The sequence below is a fragment of the Undibacterium sp. KW1 genome (assembly GCF_009937955.1).
Classification (GTDB): domain Bacteria; phylum Pseudomonadota; class Gammaproteobacteria; order Burkholderiales; family Burkholderiaceae_D; genus Undibacterium.
Map to the genome: position 1 here is coordinate 1,364,991 of NZ_AP018439.1, position 18,051 is coordinate 1,383,041.

The window sequence follows — 18,051 nt, forward strand, 5'->3', positions numbered from 1 at the left end:
CCTGCCATTTAGCGGGATTGGAATCAGCGCAATATCTCTGTCAGTACCCGTCCTTCAGAACCAGAAGGTGGGCGCACTCTTAACAGGTGCGCCAATGTTGGTGCAATATCCATGACTTCTGCATACTGACCATAAGAACCTGCTTTGAAAGGCTTGCCCATCAGTATCAATGGCACATTGGTGTCGTAGATATAAGGTGAGCCATGCGATGTGCCATGTGCCTCGCTGGCAAAATACCAGTAAGGTTTGGTGACGACCATGACATCGCCTGAACGCTGTTTATTCCAGGCCCGTTGTAGCAGTGTGCCTATGCGGGTGCGTGGCAGATTACCGTTTTCAAACTGAGTGCGGGTAAAGCTGTCAGCAATACCTGGTACGCCCTGCAGGAACCTGGCTGCTGCCAGTTCCACCTCTTCACGCTTGAGGTTTTTTTGCTCCATGAGTTTGTAGTCAAGCAGGAAATGAGGATTCGACCATTTGCGTACCAGATCCTTTTGCCCAAATTTTTCTGCCAGGTACAGATTCAGATCTGCCGTTATCTTCTTGCTATCCAGGCGCTGTGCATCACGTTTGATGGATTGAGCAAATTCAGGCACGTTCGGGAAGCCGTGATCTGCGGTCAGCACGACCATGGTGTTTTCCAGGCCAATGCGCTTGTCCAGATAAGTAAAGAAAGCGGCCAGCATCCTGTCCAGTCTTTGCAGATGGTCATGCGACATGCGGCTTTCAGGGCCAAAGCTGTGATTCACATAATCATGGCTGGACAGGCTGACACCGAGTACGTCCGGCACACCGGTCGGATTTTGCCCCAGCTTTTCACCCTCTATCGCAGCACGGGCAAAGTCCAGTGTCATTTCATCGACATAAGGACCAGTGTAGAGATCCTTGTAGTATTCAGCATCAGGCTTGCCTGACTTGCTGACGTATTTGAAAGGGAAGCGCTTGTCTTTTTCTTTTTGGTTGATGACCAGCTCGTCGTCGGCATCATTTGCATAGGCTGCATCCGGCAGCAGAGGACGCCACTCCTTGCCATAAAACTTGTCTTGCGGTTTTGCCGCCTGGAATTGCTGCACCCATTGAGGGTGAGACTTCATGTAATACGTGGAGCTGGCGAAGTTGCCAGTTTTGCTCATGTACATATAGGCAGTACCGGTTTTGCCCGCCAGCAGGATTGCGCCCCTGTCCTTGCCGGACACGGTGATTACCTTGCTGTGTTCACCATTCGAATAACGCAATTCATCGCCCAGGGTGCTGACGCGCAGGTTGGCTGGGGATGTGCCATCACTGGCCTTGGTTTCTTCGCCTATATAAGTATATTGCTTGTCTTCTGTGCAATAGACAGATTCCAGCGTGACCGGGTCTATCCAGTTATTGCCGATGATGCCATGTTGATAAGGGTAAGCGCCAGTCAGCACCGCTGAGTGGCCAACCGCTGTGACGGTAATCCCGTGCGCCTGGTGTGCATCCGAGAACCAGGCACCCTGGTCCAGCAAGCGGCGGAAGCCGCCTTGTCCAAACTGATCGCGGTAGCGCACTACTTGTTCTTGAGGCAGGCCATCAACGACCAGAACCACAATGAGTTTGGCTTGTGTTGGTTTTTCTGCGACCGTTGCGGCGTGCGCAGGCATGCTGGCAGAAGCAGCAAGACAGGTCAGCAAAAATAAGCGGCGCATGGGCAGGGGGACGCGGGACAGGGAATTATTCATGATGTATTGTTGAGTGGTAAGTGCGGGTCAATGATGGTCAATATTGCTCAATAGTGGTCCAGGCAGGAGCCGACTCTCGCTATCATCGGCGCCCAGGCTAGCATACACTAAGTGATACATCTGACAGCTTGATGACAAGGTAAATCTTGAGCAAAATACATAAACTTTTCGGCATGTATTCTTTATCTATTAAATTTGGCTATTAAATTTTTGCTTTCAATTCTCTTGTTGTTGTGCGTCAAAAACAAACTGCCTGATCTTGCATTTTCTTACTTTGCTCATCATTGCCCGGCAGTAAAATGAAATCATGCTTTTCTGCATGTCTATCAATTGAAGCCGGAACTGATCGGATCATTCTTGAACAAAGATCATTATTACACTTACCTGTTTGACATCTTACCAGTCGCTGTTGCGATTGTGGTCGATGGCAAATTGGTGAAACTTAATCCCGCAGCAGTGCAATTGCTCGAGGTCAGCGACGAGCAGCTATTGCTGGGAAAGTCTGTCGATGAATTTGTCCACCCAATTGACCAGCCAAGATCACAGGGACGATTGAAAAAGCAGGGCAGCAACTGGGCGAATGCGAATAGTAAATTTCGTATACGTACCAGCAAGGGTAATTTCCGCATGCTGCTGGTGATCAGCAATGCGATAGAATTTGAAGGCAGGGATGCTGTCATGATCAGCGGCATGGACATGACCGAGCACAGCGAAATGGAGGAGCAATTGCGCCAGAGCGAATTCAATTTCAGGCGCTTGTTTGAAAACATGCAGGACGTGTATTACCGTACTGATGCTAATGGCATAGTACAAAAAGTCAGCCCGGCAGTCACTAAAATATTGGGTTACACCCCTGAAGAAATTGAGGGCAAACCAGCAGCGGAACTATATCCGCAAATGGGCGACAGGGAAGCCTTTAGAAAAGAAATCATGCTGCACGGCATGGTCAGTGATTTCCCCGGACAAATGGTCACCAAAGATGGTCGCATCATCGATATATCAGTCAATAGCCAGGCGCTGTATGACGATGAGGGCAATTATGCCGGTGCAGAAGGCATTTGCAGAGACGTCACTCAACGAAAATTGCTTGAACGAGAAATGCAAAGGTTGGCAACCACGGATTCTCTGACTGGCATTGCCAACCGCCGCGCTTTTCTTGAGCATGCCGAGCATATCTTCAAAAGCTGCCAGCGCTATCAAACCCAGATGACGCTGATGATGCTTGATCTGGATTTCTTCAAGGGTATTAATGATAAATATGGTCACCAGTCTGGTGATCTGGCGTTGATAAATTTTGCTGAGGCCGTCAAACTGGAATTACGGGAGTCCGACCTGTTTGGCCGTCTTGGTGGAGAAGAGTTTTGCGTGCTTTTGCAACAGGCTAATCAGCCAGAAGCCTTGCTCGTGGCTGAACGCATACGCGCCCATGTACAGTCCCTGCTGCTGAATTCTGCCGCTGGCGAGCCGTTCTCACTGACCGTCAGCATAGGCATAGCCATATACCGGGCCGAGGACGACCGCCTTGGCCGTTTGCTTGAACGCGCAGACAAGGCCTTGTATCAGGCTAAAAGCAATGGCCGTAACCGGGTTACCTGGGAGACCTAAAGTTCAGGCTCTTCCCGGTTACATACCATACACCATACACTGCACACTACAATCTGATCAGGCGCTCACGCTCAAAATCAGTAACAGATACATGAGCAAAGAACATCCAGCCACGAACAGCAAGGCTATCGTGCGCCACAGGCTGGCAGCTACTCCCAAGTGATAGGCCTCACGTAACTGCCTGAACATATGCAGGGGCGGCACAAAAACAAATAGCAGTACTGCTGTGGTGCTGAAACCCATGGTATTCAGTATGGCCGTCGTCATCAGAAGCAAGGCCATGAAGGACAGGGAATACAGTGAAAACACCGCATGATCGAACATGCCATATCTGCGCTTGAAGATGAATAGCAGCCATAAAAAAGGCAAGGAGATAGGCATGAGCATGAAGGCAAGTTTCGACGCATTGCTCTTCATTTTGTATAAGGTCAATTCAGGTGTATTGACTGCATGCTTGATTTTTTCCTGTATGGATGGGAGAGATGAGGTAACCGTGACCTTTTGTTTTTTTGCCGCTTGCTTGGCCTGATTCTCTTCTATTTTTTTAAACAGTTTTTCATCCAGTTTTTGCGCGAGTTTTCCCAAGCCCTGGTCTTTGTCATCGTCCTTTACCTGGCCGTTTCCATCATTTTTGATGCCAAGTAAATTCAATGAGCTTTCCAGTGCGGTGATCTCTGACTTAAGATCGGCGATGTTTTCATCCAGATCTTCCAGTTTCGAGTCTCCTGCCAGCAGTTTGTTACGTTCACTTTGCAGGGATGTCAGCTTCGCCTGATTCTCTTGCAAGACCTTGCTGATGCCTTCTTTAGTATGCGGTTTGTCAGTAATACTCTCGAGCGGATTGCTCGTCGTGAAAGAAAACACAAAGAACATCAAAAAGATCAAAAACAAAAACAGGGCCAAAGGCGATACATAGCGTGTGCGCTGGCCATCTATATAGTCGCGGGTCAGTTTGCCAGGTGACCAGATCAGTTTTGGAATCGTGCGCCAGGCCTTGGTCTCAAAGTGAAACAGACCATGCAAAAGCTCTTCTACCAGATGCAACAGGGATTTGTGTATATGGCCAGACTGGCCGCAGGCGTGGCAATAGGCCCCTTGCAGGGGAGTATTACAGTTGGCGCATGCATGATGATGCTCTGCTGAGCCCGCCGCATGTGCGGCGCTCTTTTCTGCTTCATTGACCAGCACTGCTGCTGTTGCCACATCCGTTGCAATTTCCACATCCACGGTCATATGCTTGCTCTCTGATTTTTTTGATTATGCACGATGTTGAACTTCCCTCAGTCCGGCAAGATAGCACAATCAGGTGTGGATTTGATAATATGCAACACTCATTTTTTAGATAAACAGGAACAAGATGCGCTTGCCTCAATTACTGTTGTGTGTGAGTTTGTCGGTTTCCAGTGCTGGTGCATGGGCGCAACGTGCTGCATCTGGTGAAGACTGTTTTTTCATTGGCGGCCAGGCAGATGCACGTAAGTGTCTGGAACAACGGGTCAGAGACAGTGACACGCTGCTGCAACAAACAGAAGCAGATACCTCCTCCATGGTGTTGCGCTGGGACGATACGCCAACAAACCGTGGCCGGGTGCAGCGCTATCTGTTATCCGCGGGCAAGCAGTATTTGCTCTATCGCAAAGAACAATGCGAGCTGCAAGCTGCGCTCGCAGCTGGTGGCACAGGCGGTTCGCACCGGCGCTACCTGTGCATACTGGAATTGAATGAACAGCGCATGCTTCATCTGCAAGGAGTCCAGACCTCATTGCAGCGCTGAGGCACCGATAATGACTTGTCCAATACATTGTAAGTCGTGCCACGAGTGAACTCAGGTCACAGCCAGCCTGACTTCTTGAAGCGGTAATACAGATAAGCACAGGCCGAGAACATGATGCCCAGAGCCATGGGATAGCCTAAATGCCATTCCAGTTCTGGCATGGCCTTGAAGTTCATGCCCCAGATACCGGCAAAGGCGGTAGGTACCGCAAAAATTGCCGCACCTGCAGCCAGTCGCTTGTTGACTTCGCTTTCATCGATTGCGACCATGGATAAATTCACCTGTATCGCTGTACTGATGGTGTCGCGTATGGTTTCTATCGAGGTATTGATGCGGTATAAATGATCATAGACATCGCGGAAATATTCCTGAGTATTCACACACAAGGCTGGCACGCGGCCACCAAACAGTTTGCCGCAGGCTTCCATCAATGGTGTGACTGCATGTTTGACCACCATGATCTTGCGCTTGAGCTGGTACAGACGCTGGATGTTGGCGCGCTCACTGCCCTTGGTAAAAATCTGTTCTTCGATGAGTTCGAGTTCTTCTTCCAGCGCTTCCACGACTGGGAAGTAACGATCGACCACTGCATCAATCAGGGCATAGAACACAAAAGATGAGCCATGCCTGAGCAAATGCGGCTCACGCTCGCAGCGCTGGCGCACGCCGAGAAAATTTTGCTGGCAACGGTTGCGTACAGACAGCACATAATTTTCACCAACGAAAAGATTGAGTTCGCCTGTATGCAACTCGCCCTCCAGCATTTCCACCGTGTGGATGACGGCAAACAGCGAGTCGCCATATTCCTCTATCTTAGGCCTTTGATAACCGTGGCGCGCATCTTCCACCGCCAGTTCATGCAGTTCAAACTCAACCTGCATTTCCTGTAATTCTTCGTCAGATGCGTCGCGCAGGGCCACCCAGACAAACTGGTCCTTATGTTGTACATAGTCGCTGATTTCTGCCACGGGTATGTCAGACAGTTTGCGACCTTCCTGATAAGTAACGCAGTTGATTAACATGTTTCAGTTTCCATCTTTTTTGTTGGGAGAAAATAGATTCAGTCTGAGCCAATATGTGTGCTGTGTAAACTCAGGCGTGGCAGGATTCAGTCAGTATCGTAAGAGGTAGCATCATTCGCACGCCACCAGCGCTTATCGACCCGGAAATTGAAACGACGGCGGAATTGCAAGGGACTCATTTGCGTTTCTCTTTTGAACAGGCGGCAAAATGAGCTGTTGTCGCGGTAGCCGCATTGCTCAACGATGGCGCTGACATCCAGCATACTAATTTCAAGCAATTGCTTGGCTCTTTGTATACGCAGTTTTTGCAGATAGGAGAGCGGCGACATTCCCAGTACTTCATTGAAATAACGGTTGATCGTGCGTGGGCTGACGGCGGCAGCATGCGCCACATCTTGCAGGTTGTAGTTGCGGCTCAGGTCTGCTTCCAGCCACACGCGGGCCTTGAAGACTATGCCGTCGCGCGCCTTGGTGGAAAGCACCGGGTTCATGTCGGCGCTGATCTTGTAGCGCTCTTCGCGGTAATAGGTGGCGTCGATGGCGCTATTGGCCAACGCGTCACCGTACTGCAGGCGCATGACTTCATAAATCAGGCGGTAATTGCTGGCCGGTGCGCCCGTTGTGAACAGATTGCCGTCAATCACCACTTCATGACGCAAATTCAGCAGGACATTCGGATAGTTGTCGGTCAGCCATCCACTCATCATCCAGCTCATGCTTGCCTGCTTGTGTTCCAGCAAGCCTGCTTCTGCCAGAAAGCCTGTGGCGTTATAACTCGCAGCGATAATGGCCCCCGATTGATGACGTGACTGCAGCAAGGCTTTTTCTGCCACACCAGTTTTAACCCGCTGGTCCAGCTCATAAATGGTGCTTATTTGCAAGCCAGGCACGACCAGCACGGTTTGCCTCGCCGGCAGATATTCATCTGTGCCGTCAAAGCCGGGGTCCATGGTGTTCGTCAGCCATGGCAAATGCAGGGCTTTGCCATGCACATCAATGATGCGCCAGCGAAATGGCAGCGCACGCCTGCCTGCCTGGCTTAATTTTTCAGGGTTTCTCAAACTCCACAGGGTATTTCCTGCGGTAATGGCATCAATGCTGGTCAGCATGGCACCAGGCATGCAGCCTTCCAGAAATAAGAGATCAAAGCGTAGCGGTAACATTTGATTACATAGATTTGCTTACAAGTCATGGCTGAATCGGCATATCGCTTGTCTATTTTAGCTTATTAATTTTCAGCAGGCATGAATATACTTGCTGCACAGATACGATATTTCTGTTTCCAAACGGTGGGTGCGCACTCCACAGGAAAGGTTTTGTAGTCCCTCAAACTGCTTATACTTTGGATAAGATCATGCACTCACTTGCTCAGACAAATACCATCATTGGTATGCCCCTGGATGTTCCGCGCCAGAATAAGGCGGATGCTTTCAGGCGGCAGCCACCAGTTTATCCCTGGCCGGACAAGCAGATTCCAGGCTTCAAGGTCAAGCTGGTGAACTCCAGAAATGACCGTGAAACCATCAACATGCTGGTCAATGAACGGTTTTCCTCGCGTGGTTATGCCCACCCTGAAGCGAGCAAAACCGGCAATATCCTCAGCCTGCAGGCGACCATAGAAAACCGCGTGGTTGGTACGCTCAGTGTGCAATTTGATGCCGGGGAAGGCCTGCCGCTCGACAAACTGTACCAGTTTGAACTTGATAGCTTGCGCAGGAGAGGTGCAAAGCTATGTCAGTTCACCAAGCTGGCGATAGAAAAAGAAGTCAAGTCCCGCAGCGTGCTCGCGTCCTTGTTCCATCTGGCCGAGATCTGGGCATTGCGGGTACGCCAATATAACTACATCTGCATAGAGGTCAATCCCAGGCATGTGGCCTTCTATCAGCGCATGCTGAAATTTACTGTCCTGAGTGATGTCAGGGATAACCAGCAGGTGCAGGCACCATCTGTCCTGCTGGGGATAGATTTGCATTATGTTGCCAGGATGATAGAGATTTTTGGTGGTAAACCAGAACTGGCTGATACTGAACGTTCTTTTTATCCTTATCTGTTTTCCCCTGAAGAGGAAGCCCGTCTGGCTGCCCGCATGCAGGGCATGAGTGAGCAATACGAATGAAACCACTACTAGTGCATCCTGCTCAGCCGGGTCCATCTTTTGATTACGACCAGGCTTTTTCCCGTAATCTGGGCTGGTTTACCGAGGCAGAGCAGGCACAACTGCGTGGCAAGAAGGCCGCCATCGCTGGCATGGGCGGCGTAGGCGGCGCACATTTGCTGACACTGGCCAGGTTAGGTATAGGTGCTTTCCATATTGCAGACTTTGACCAGTTTGATTTGCCGAATATGAACCGCCAGGCTGGTGCCATGCATCCACCCTGGGTAGAGACAAGGCGCAAGTCATGCAGGCCATGGCCAGGGATATTAATCCTGAGTTGCAGATAGCAGTTTTTGCCCAGGGTATAGGGCCGGCCAATATGGATGCCTTTCTGGATGGTGTCGATATCTATATTGACAGCCTGGACTTTTTTGCCTTTGATACCCGCCGTGCCGTGTTTGCTGCCTGCTATCGCAAAGGCATACCGGCTGTCACTGCTGCGCCCTTGGGCATGGGGACTGCCGTATTGTCCTTCATGCCTGGCAAAATGAGTTTTGATGATTATTTCCAGATGCAGGGGCAATCAGAATTTGAGCAAGGCATACGCTTTTTAATCGGGCTGGCACCGGCACGTCTGCATGGTTCTTACCTGGTTGATCCCAGCCGTGTGCGGCTGGATTTGAAAAAAGGCCCGTCAACGGTCATGGCCTGTCAGTTGTGTGCAGGTGTGGCGGCAACGGAAGCTGCAAAAATCCTGCTGGGACGCGGCAAGGTGGTTTGTGCGCCGCGCGGCATCCATTACGACGCTTACCGGCAAGAATTGAAGAAAACCTGGCTGCCCGGTGGCAACCGCAACCCCTTGCAAAAAATCAAGCTGGCCATAGCAAGGCGCATGTTGGGGCAGAAACTGGCAACTGCAGAAAAACAGCATGAGCCCGCTTGAATACATACTGGACAAGGCGCGCTGGGCACCCAGTGGTGATAATGTACAGAACTGGCGCTTTGAAATCATCTCGGAAGATGTCTTCATCATCCGTGCCTTTGATACCCGCGACACGGTGGTCTATGATTTTGATGGCCGCCCCAGCCAGATCGCCCTCGGTGCTCTGCTGGAAAATATCAGCCTGGCAGCCAGCCATCAACATCGCCAGGCAGAATTTCTGCGCATGGATAGTCAGGACAAATCTGGCAATAGCGATGCCATTGTCTACCAGGTCAGGCTTCTGCCTCTGGATATTTGCAGTCCCCATCCCCTGGTGGAGATGATAGAAAAAAGAAGCGTGCAAAGACGTGTGCTGTCCACAAGGGGTTTGCGGCCCGAACATCAACTGGCGCTGGAACAGGCAGCCGGAGACAATTTCAGCATACGCTGGTTTGGTGGCTGGCAACAACGCTGGCAAATGGCGAAATTGTTGTGGCGCAATGCCCAAATACGCCTGACCATGCCAGAAGCCTTTCCCGTGCATAAAAAAGCCATAGACTGGGGCAAGCAATTCAGTACAGACCGTATACCAGACCGGGCCATAGGCATGGATAAGCTGGGTTTGCTAATCATGCGCTGGGCCATGCGTAGCTGGCAACGCGTTAGCTGGATGAATCGCTATATGGCTGGTACCTGGCTACCACGTTTGCAGCTGGATCTGGTGCCCGCATTGTTTTGCGCTGCGCATTTCATGATCGTGGCAAAGAAAGAACCACAAACCGTTGAAGACTTCGTCGCCGCAGGCCGCAGCCTGCAACGCTTATGGCTGACTGCCACACAACTGGGCATACAATTGCAGCCAGAAATGACGCCACTGATCTTTAGCTGGTATGTCAATGCGGGGCGCCCTTGCAGTGCTGAAGCAGGCATACAGAAACAGGTGCAGGCATTGCATCAAGACCTTGCAGCGCGCTGCTACCCGGGAGCTTTGGAAAATACCTGCTTTATGGGGAGAGTGGGTTACGGCAAACCAGCGCAAGCACGTTCTTTAAGATTGAAGCTGCAGGATATTTGCCTGCAAGCCAATACTGGAGAAAATGTACAAGGTGACTACCCCATAGTTTGCCAACATACTGCCACGTAACACATAGCCTCATGATCATTTCCTCAAGAGGGGAAATGCGATCAAGACGTCTTGGGACGCCGGGCAAGGCCCAAGCTGTAAAAAATTCTCCCTGTATGGCAGCACCAATGACTTACTTGTCCAACTTACTGCGCACTTTATGACAAAGTGCGCATCATACATATGGATGAACAATCGCTAGCTTATCGCTACAGCACCGTTGCCGGGTCGGCATCTGGAACGGGCGGTAGTAGCCGCAGGTATTCTTTGCGGACGACTTCATAGCATTCACAGACACGAGCTTCCATTGCCGCTCTGTCAATGATCTTGATATGACCGCGTCTGCTGGCAATTAATCCGTCCTTTTGCAATTGGCCTATTGTTTGCGTAACGCTTTCGCGCCGCACGCCTAATAAATTGGAAATCATTTCCTGGGTGATCACGATATCTTCAGAATGCAATCTGTCCATACTCATCAGGAGCCAGCGGCACAATTGCTGATCGAGTAAATGATGCTGGTTGCACACCGCTGTTTGTGAGGTCTGGCAAATCAGCGCCTGAGTGTATAGAAGAGCATATTGCTGCAACTTGCCGCCCAGGGAAAATTCCCTTTTCATGACTTTTCTGCTGAGTTTGTATGCCTTGCCTGTGCTTTGCACCTCCGTGCTGGATGGCATGCTATCCCCACCCATGAAGATGGAAATGCCCACCATACCTTCATTGCCGACCAGGGCAACTTCGCTCGACGAACCATCTTCCAGTGCATAGATCAGCGAGACGATGCCGGATATGGGGAAATACAGGTAGCATACATGGTCACCTGATTCCAGCATAGTCCACTTCAATGGAAGAGGAACTAGTTCCAGATCAGGCAGGATACGCTCGAAATCTGCCTTGGGTAGCGCAGCTAATATGCTGTTCTGTTTTGGATTTTCAGACCAGACAGCTTTGCTTGTTTTTTTCATATGTATTTTGAGGTCGCTTGCTTGTTCTACCGCAGGCTTGGGCAGGCTGTAACATCAAAGCAGTTTACATGGTTTCACCCGCATTTTGTGGGTCATTTGGTTTGTGCAAGCGGAAACAACAGTAAAGACTATCATCCTGATTTCACAGCTAATAGTCTCCTCCAGTATTGGCAGTATGTACACAGAAAAAGTGACTGCCAGAATAAGCTATCCCCTGATATCAAGCGATATCAGGGGATATACATCATGCCTTGGCAGCCTTGTTTTTTCAGTCTTTCTTTGCAAGACAAAAATAGGCTGCGCCCATTCCGTATCTTTTTTCTTCTTGCTGGTGATCAGTGTCAGTTCAGACGGATCATAGACGTCGGTATTATGCGTCAGCGGTGTCGTCATCAGATACTGAGCATCGGTGTTCTTCAGGAACTCACCCACCAGCTGGATATTGCGTATATCGAGATGAGCAAAGGGTTCATCGATGAAGACAAAGCCGCCGGAACCATCGTCAGATTTCAGCAAGCCTATCAGCAGGATCAGTGACTTCATGACTTGCTGGCCACCTGATGCTTCACCGTCGTTCATGCCTATCGGGCCTTTGCCGTCAAACTTGAAGCGCACATGCAAGCCAGCCTGGGCCAGTTGTATATCGTCATTTTCGAGTTTGACCGGATCGGTATGCACTTCTATGCCTGCCAGCTCGCCCAGTTGCTTGATGTTCTTGCTGTAGGACTTGATGGTAAAGCGCAGCCTGTCCATATAGGCGGCGCGGGCATTCACGGTGGCTTCTATCGCGCGGTTATTCTGGTAGCGACGTTCATCAGTCTCAGCCTGGCGGCCTTGCAGCAGTGCGTTCAGGCGGGTGTACTGATCGACGACGGTGGAGTCAGTTTCCCAGTCATCGCGCGCAAGGTTATTCGTCAGGCTGCGTATGCGCAATTCAATCTGGTGGACGTTTTCATGCTCGGCCACCAGTTCCTTGCGGTGCGAGGCACGCTTCCAGTTAGGTGGCAGTGTATGCCAGGTATCGCGCATGGCGCGCAGGGTTTCGAATTGTTCCTTGCGTTCATCGGCATGACGCTTTTCTGATGTGCGTAATTGTGCTTCGGCATCGGCAATCGCTGCCTTGGCCTGTTCCCATTTAAGGTGAGCAACCGAGCGTTGCTCCGTAGCGGCTTTCAGCAAAGGCGCAATTTCACCGAGGCGGCCGCCGACTTCCATGCGTTGCTGTTTCAGTGGCTGGGTATTGCGGGTCGCTTCTTCAAATTCTGCATGACGGGCACTCAGTTCTTTTGCAGCATCAACGCCAGCCAGACGCGCTTTGAAGGCACTGATTTCACCAGCCAGTTTGCTGATCTGCATGGTCAGCACATCTTCTTGCGATTGCAGGCGCGGTAAAGACTTCAGCAGGGCTTCAAGACGCTGGGTGCGTCCCGCATTACCAAAGCGATAGCGTGACACTTCAACGAACAGTGAGCGGCCACCACGGCGTTCGAAATGGTAAGCGTCGGGCGTAATCCATTCCTGATTCTTCGGCAGTTTCATACCCAGCTCGATTGAACCTACCGTGTCTATGCGTTGCAACTGTTCTATCAGCCAGGCAGGAGCCTGGCCAGTGAAGTTGACAACGGACAGCAGGCTCTGGTCCTTGACCACCGGTGCGCTGATACGATCAGGCACGATGAAGTGACTATAGCGCTGCTTCTCACCGATGCGGTAAGCTGCAGAGGCATCAGTCGCCTTGTCCAGCAAGATGACCGAGGTATAGCCGCGCAATACACCTTCTACCGCTGCTTGCCATTTGGGATCGGTCACTTCGACGATCTCTGGCAACATGCAATGCGGAATATTTGCATCAGTGAGTGCACGGCGCATCTGGCGTACATTCTCTGGGTCTGGCAGGGCAGACTTGCCTTGCAAGGCGGCGATGGTTTCCATTTCGCCAGCGATGCGCTGGGTCAGGGCATCACGTTCGAGCTTCTGGCGCGACAGTTCGGCTTCTTTTTTCTCCAGATCGTCAGCGATATTGGCGACATCGGCGTCTGCTTCAGCAGCCAGTTTTTGCAAGCGGGCTTTTTGTTCCAGCAGGCTTTCTTGTGGCTTGAGTTTGCTGTTGATCTGCCCCAGTTTTTCTCGCAGCGACGACTCTTCTGCTTCCAGTGCAGCTTCTGCCTGCTTGGCATCTGAGACTTGCTGTGCCTGTTGTGCCAGGTGCTGGCGGCGGTCAGACAGAGCCAGGTCTTGCGTCTTTAAAAAGCGCTTGCTGGCACGCAGTGCCTGGCTGGTAGTTCCTGCTTTTTCCAGGGCTTCATGGTATTGCAGGGTAGGTAGTATCTCTTCCTGCAGATCGCGTTTCTCTTTGCTCAGACTTTCATACTGGTGGTAATTGGCAACGCGCAGGCGCAAGCCCTCGAGATTGGTTTTTGCACCTTCCAGCTCGGTTTCAAAGCGCTGCAACTCGGTTTCTGTATCACGCTGATGGCGCTTCGCATCATCATAGGCATCCAGTACTTCCTTGTCGCCAAAGACCTGGAACACCAGGTCCAGCAACTGGCGAGGTGCGTATTCACATAGTTTGTCGGTTTCACCCTGTTCCAGTGCCAGCACCTTGCCCATGGCATTCGACAAGCCAGCATGTGCCAGACGCTTGCGATAGCTCTCCACGCCCAGCCAGTCATTGGCTTCCTGTATTTCTTCTATCTCGGTCTTGCCACTACGCATCAGGTATTGGCGCTTCCAGTCACCGCCATTTTTTTCTATCTTGCAAAACAGTGTGACCTCATCTTCATACAGGCCAGACATGCGGAAAGGCCGGTTGGATATCTGCGGACCCACCGCGCTGTTATCGACTACCGCACGTATCCATGCCGTTTGCTGGCCTGAGTGACGGGCGTAATGTTTGTAGGATCGCCCCATCGAACATTCCAGACCAAACAGGGTGCGCAAGGCATCGAGCAGCGTGGTTTTACCCGAGCCATTTTGCCCGGCGATAGTAATGATCTTGGCATCGAGAGGGATGTTCTTGATGCGTTGCCAATAATCCCAATGGACAAGTTCCAGCGATTTGATATGAAACATGGTGCTTATTCTTTTTCGGTATTGGTGTCGGTGTTGGTGTCAGGACCGGCGTCTTTATCAGCGTTTGCACTTTCCTCGAAGTTGGCAACGGGTGTGACCACGCTTGCTACAGCCGGTTCAGTGACAGAGACAGTTTCAGCCTCTGTTTTTTGGGCTGCAACGGGTGTGATGATGGCAGGTGTCCTTGGTACCGGGATCTGGAAAATATCCGACAGCGCACCATTGATGATGCGGTCTTTCAGCGTGTCGGTGTCCATCAGTAAATCCAGCAGTGGGCCTTCCAAAATCAGGTCTGCCTTGCGTTCGATAAAACCTACGCGCGCCAGCTGGCCCAGGTTCATGTCCATGCGGGTTTTCTTGCCCAGCTTCTCGCCAAAGTCTGCCAGCAGGGCGCGGTAAGAGATGCCTATCGAGGTATCTTCTGCACGCGGCATGGGTTTGTCTTTGCCAAACATATCATTCTGGTCTTCTTCTGCCAGTTGATGGGCTTCCTGGCGTTCGCGCTTGGGCAAAATAATCAAAGACCACAAGACCACCAGCAAGGCCACGCCGTCGCGCGCCAGGCCAAAATTATTATTCTGCCAGGTCTCTTTGGTGCCAAATACCTTGGATTCGCTATCGCGTGTCAGTGCCAGGGTCACATAGTCGGCATACACGTTATCGACAAACTTCATGCCGCAGGCTTTCAGGCGGGTGTCGATCTCGGTGCGGAATAATTCATCCGACAAGGCGCGCTTGACCAGCTTGTCTTCACGGCGCAGGGTCTGGTGCGCCAGCAAGCGGGCGATCAGGATTTGTGCATCTTCGGTCATGGTGTTTCTCTTGTCTGTACAGGTGGTGCAGATTGTTCAGCAGGCGCAGTTGACTTCGCTTTGCGAGTCGCCTGGGCAGTAGCTTCAGCATCGGGTGCGCTCAGGCTGGCAATCGACATGGCCGCAACGTGTTCATCATGCACCTTTTGCATTTTGTCTTTGGAATTGAAAACCAGCGGCAGGCGCGCCAATACGCCAGTGGCGCCCTGCAAGGCGGATTCATTGGCATCGCCCAGCAAAGGCAGCATGGACGCGCGGTAGGATGCAATCGAAAAATTCGACGGCAATAAAAGATCCTGTAATGAGATGGGCTTTTCCGAGGCATCAGCCTCAGTCAGCAAGGCCAGCCAGTGATCAAGCTCATGCAGGGCTTCGCTGTCATCATTGGCAATCGATGGTGCATTTTCACCTGCAGGCAAGGCACCCACAAGCGCAGAGACGCGGTGGCTCAGCAGTTCACTCTCGGCCACGTCTATCATTTCTGAAGGTGTGATAAACATCGGTGTCACCGGTTTTGCCAGTGCATCGTCAGCCAGTGCCGCCAGGTCGTCTTTTTGCAATAGCCAGGTTTTGATGTCGGTAGTTGACAAGCCAGACTGGCCCAGATGCACGCGCTGGCGCTCAATCTGGTTCAGCGCTCTTGAGAACATGCCTTGCATGTTCAGCAGGGCACTCTGGGCCCGGCCTATCGCTTGCGCTGCTCTGTGTGTTGCTGCATCGGCACGGCTGTCATTGGTGATGGCGTGGATAATCTCTGAGCCTTTTTCCACCCAGTCGCAGGCGGTATGCCATTTTTGCTGGGCAGTGCGTAACTGGAACTCTGAACCGGAGGCTATCGCATCCGAGAATTCTTCGGTCAGCTCTATCAGGCGCCCCAGCAAATGATGCAATTGTTCTACCGAGACCCCACCCACAGCCTGGGCACCGGCGACCTGGGTGAGCATATAGCTCATCTCAGCCTGGTCATTGTTTTCTTCAACTTGCAGCAAGGACTCTATCGCCGCTAGTACATTGCGCGCAGTTGGTGCAATGCGATAAACCGACTGGCTGGCATCCCAGATCAGCAAGCCGGTAGAGCGCAGGCGTGACAATACCGTCTCCAAAGCATCTGCTTCGAGATAACCGAGTTTGGCATTGATATCGGCCCGGCTCAGCGACGGCGTTTCCACATCGGCTGTCAATTCCCGCAAAACCAGCAGGCGCAGCAATACGCCGTTGAAGCCACCATGAAACAAAGCCGTAAAAGCCTGTAGTACAGGCTGGCCACGCTTCAGGGGGAATACAGCGGAAACGTCTTCGGGAGTAATACCAGGCTTGAAATAGGTCTGCAGAGCGAGATCGTCTTCGTTCTGAACCTCAGCGTCATGACTTATATTTTGCATGCGGGCATTTTAACCGCTTGCAGCCTGCTTGAGTATTGTCAGGATTTTAATTTTTGACAGTGTGCATCAAGAAAATGCTGTCGGACATAGTGCCAAAAATCCAGTTTCTTAATGCGAATACAAGTTTTGCTGCAATGGTTTATAAAATATGCCGGATATTGGGTTTTGTTGCGTTTTTTGCAATTAATGCAGGCGCGACCTGTCATAGCGGTGTTCTATGATTTGCAGTAACAGTACTTCACGGTCTGTTTCATTGGCATGTAACAGACGTGTCACCGCTTTGCGCGGCACCTTGAAGTAGCGACGGCGGTTTGAACGCATATCCAGTGTGCGCCAGCCTTTTTCGGTCAGCCAATCCCATTGCTCATAGTCAATAGGCACGATTAATTGCATCTTCAGACGTTTATAGACCACGGTGCTGCCAAATGCCGGCTTGGGGCCAGGTGGTGGCAGTTCGCGGTCATGGCGTACTCTGAAGATAGTCCTGAAACCGTTTTTGATAACGTCAATTAACATGATGTACTTATTGAAATGACAAAGAAAATATATGTGCCAGCAGGATTTGGCAATTAAATTCTGGTATCCATCATCTCTACCGGATGTCTGAGGATATTAAACTGACTCGCCACTGCGTCTGGAGTTGGAAGCAGACAGTACCAAAATTGAGGAAATATTTTAGTCGTATACCAAGTATTTCCTTTCATGTTCTCGTGTAAGTTTTTGTAATCTTTCAGTTGTCCCGTTACATTAATTCACATTTGACCAGGTTTCGATTAATGTATTTTTGATCATCGTCCTCATTTTGTTCAGATGCAGATGCAAATGCAGGTGGTAAGCGTTCAGCCCGAGAAAGAAGCCGGATAAGCCGGGTGTGCGTCAGCAAATAAGGCTTAGCCCGCAAATCGTGAGCAAATAGTTCATAAATGTAAGAAAATGGGCCAGATACAGACTAAGCTTGTATCTAAACAAGGAGAAATACATGGGCACGACATCCACTGAATTTGCCACTTTAGGCGGCGGTTGCTTTTGGTGTACCGAGGCGGTATTCCAGCAAATTCGCGGGGTATTGAAAGTAGAGTCCGGCTATTCTGGCGGGGCAGTGCATCAGCCTACTTATGAACAAATCTGTACCGGCAAAACCGGACATGCAGAAGTAGTGCGCCTGACTTTTGACCCTGCCATCGTCAGCTATCGGGAGTTACTGGAAATTTTCTTCACCATCCATGATCCTACTACCCTGAACCGTCAGGGGAATGACACTGGCACTCAATACCGTTCTGTGATTTTTTTCCATGATGCACAACAGCAGGCAATTGCTGAACAAGTCGTCAAGGAAATGGCGATGGTCTGGGATGATGCTATCGTCACTGAAGTCAGCCAGGCACCGATGTTTTATATTGCGGAAGACTACCACCAGAATTATTTCCGCCAGCATCCTGAGCAAGGCTATTGCTCATTCGTGGTGGCGCCTAAAGTCGCCAAAGCGAGGAAGATGTTTGCCAGCAAGCTGATAGGCTAGCATGGGTTGAAATGGTGTTGAATCAGCGAATTCGCTGCATAGAAAAAAGGAGAG

At 51.0% G+C, this 18,051-nt stretch carries 16 protein-coding genes; 7 read left to right on the top strand and 9 right to left on the bottom strand.

Annotation, left to right across the window (positions count from 1 at the left end; all coding sequences use genetic code 11):
- Positions 1 to 23: 23 nt before the first annotated feature.
- Complete coding sequence (locus UNDKW_RS06090) at positions 24 to 1,706, bottom strand: alkaline phosphatase family protein (protein ID WP_232063266.1); 1,683 nt, start codon at positions 1,704 to 1,706, stop codon at positions 24 to 26.
- 357 nt (positions 1,707 to 2,063) lie between these two features.
- Here UNDKW_RS06090 and UNDKW_RS06095 point away from each other — a divergent pair, with 357 nt between their 5' ends.
- Positions 2,064 to 3,311, top strand: coding sequence for a GGDEF domain-containing protein (locus UNDKW_RS06095; RefSeq protein ID WP_232063267.1), 1,248 nt, complete (start codon positions 2,064 to 2,066; stop codon positions 3,309 to 3,311).
- Between the two features lie 57 nt (positions 3,312 to 3,368).
- Here the strand turns inward: UNDKW_RS06095 and UNDKW_RS06100 are convergent, their stop codons facing one another.
- On the bottom strand, positions 3,369 to 4,544 hold the full coding sequence (locus tag UNDKW_RS06100) for a DUF3667 domain-containing protein (RefSeq protein WP_162057978.1): 1,176 nt from the start codon (positions 4,542 to 4,544) through the stop codon (positions 3,369 to 3,371).
- A gap of 124 nt (positions 4,545 to 4,668) precedes the next feature.
- Between UNDKW_RS06100 and UNDKW_RS06105 the strand changes: the two genes are divergently transcribed.
- Positions 4,669 to 5,085, top strand: coding sequence for a lysozyme inhibitor LprI family protein (locus UNDKW_RS06105; protein ID WP_162057979.1), 417 nt, complete (start codon positions 4,669 to 4,671; stop codon positions 5,083 to 5,085).
- A gap of 56 nt (positions 5,086 to 5,141) precedes the next feature.
- On the opposite strand, the gene corA is transcribed toward UNDKW_RS06105, so the two are convergent.
- Positions 5,142 to 6,107, bottom strand: a complete 966-nt coding sequence (corA, locus tag UNDKW_RS06110) for a magnesium/cobalt transporter CorA (RefSeq protein WP_162057980.1) — start codon at positions 6,105 to 6,107, stop codon at positions 5,142 to 5,144.
- A gap of 86 nt (positions 6,108 to 6,193) precedes the next feature.
- Positions 6,194 to 7,270, bottom strand: coding sequence for a GlxA family transcriptional regulator (locus UNDKW_RS06115; RefSeq protein ID WP_162057981.1), 1,077 nt, complete (start codon positions 7,268 to 7,270; stop codon positions 6,194 to 6,196).
- 191 nt (positions 7,271 to 7,461) lie between these two features.
- Here UNDKW_RS06115 and UNDKW_RS06120 point away from each other — a divergent pair, with 191 nt between their 5' ends.
- Genes UNDKW_RS06120 through UNDKW_RS06130 form a run of 4 tightly spaced genes read left to right on the top strand, consistent with a single transcriptional unit; the run spans position 7,462 to position 10,268 of the window.
- A complete protein-coding gene (locus UNDKW_RS06120) occupies positions 7,462 to 8,223 on the top strand; it encodes a hypothetical protein (protein ID WP_162057982.1) in 762 nt (253 codons plus the stop codon).
- Positions 8,220 to 8,549 carry a ThiF family adenylyltransferase gene (locus UNDKW_RS31080; protein ID WP_370529093.1) on the top strand — a complete coding sequence of 110 codons (330 nt, stop codon included), beginning with the start codon at positions 8,220 to 8,222 and terminating at the stop codon, positions 8,547 to 8,549. Before UNDKW_RS06120 ends, UNDKW_RS31080 begins: the two co-directional genes overlap by 4 nt.
- Entirely contained in the window at positions 8,507 to 9,145 is a 639-nt protein-coding gene (locus UNDKW_RS06125; RefSeq protein ID WP_370529094.1) for a ThiF family adenylyltransferase, read from the top strand. Before UNDKW_RS31080 ends, UNDKW_RS06125 begins: the two co-directional genes overlap by 43 nt.
- Positions 9,132 to 10,268, top strand: coding sequence for a molybdopterin biosynthesis protein MoeY (locus UNDKW_RS06130; protein ID WP_162057983.1), 1,137 nt, complete (start codon positions 9,132 to 9,134; stop codon positions 10,266 to 10,268). Before UNDKW_RS06125 ends, UNDKW_RS06130 begins: the two co-directional genes overlap by 14 nt.
- Positions 10,269 to 10,456: 188 nt before the next feature.
- On the opposite strand, the gene UNDKW_RS06135 is transcribed toward UNDKW_RS06130, so the two are convergent.
- The 5 genes from UNDKW_RS06135 to UNDKW_RS06155 all read right to left on the bottom strand — a co-directional run bounded on the left by UNDKW_RS06135 (position 10,457) and on the right by UNDKW_RS06155 (position 16,994).
- On the bottom strand, positions 10,457 to 11,212 hold the full coding sequence (locus UNDKW_RS06135; protein WP_162057984.1) for a Crp/Fnr family transcriptional regulator: 756 nt from the start codon (positions 11,210 to 11,212) through the stop codon (positions 10,457 to 10,459).
- Between the two features lie 207 nt (positions 11,213 to 11,419).
- On the bottom strand, positions 11,420 to 14,284 hold the full coding sequence (locus UNDKW_RS06140; protein ID WP_162057985.1) for an ATP-binding protein: 2,865 nt from the start codon (positions 14,282 to 14,284) through the stop codon (positions 11,420 to 11,422).
- 5 nt (positions 14,285 to 14,289) lie between these two features.
- Positions 14,290 to 15,096, bottom strand: a complete 807-nt coding sequence (locus UNDKW_RS06145) for a hypothetical protein (protein WP_232063268.1) — start codon at positions 15,094 to 15,096, stop codon at positions 14,290 to 14,292.
- Positions 15,093 to 16,478, bottom strand: coding sequence for a hypothetical protein (locus tag UNDKW_RS06150; protein WP_232063269.1), 1,386 nt, complete (start codon positions 16,476 to 16,478; stop codon positions 15,093 to 15,095). Before UNDKW_RS06150 ends, UNDKW_RS06145 begins: the two co-directional genes overlap by 4 nt.
- Positions 16,479 to 16,661: 183 nt before the next feature.
- Positions 16,662 to 16,994 carry a hypothetical protein gene (locus UNDKW_RS06155; protein WP_162057986.1) on the bottom strand — a complete coding sequence of 111 codons (333 nt, stop codon included), beginning with the start codon at positions 16,992 to 16,994 and terminating at the stop codon, positions 16,662 to 16,664.
- A 463-nt stretch (positions 16,995 to 17,457) separates the two neighbouring features.
- Between UNDKW_RS06155 and msrA the strand changes: the two genes are divergently transcribed.
- Entirely contained in the window at positions 17,458 to 17,997 is a 540-nt protein-coding gene (gene msrA, locus UNDKW_RS06160) for a peptide-methionine (S)-S-oxide reductase MsrA (RefSeq protein WP_162057987.1), read from the top strand.
- Positions 17,998 to 18,051 lie beyond the last annotated feature (54 nt).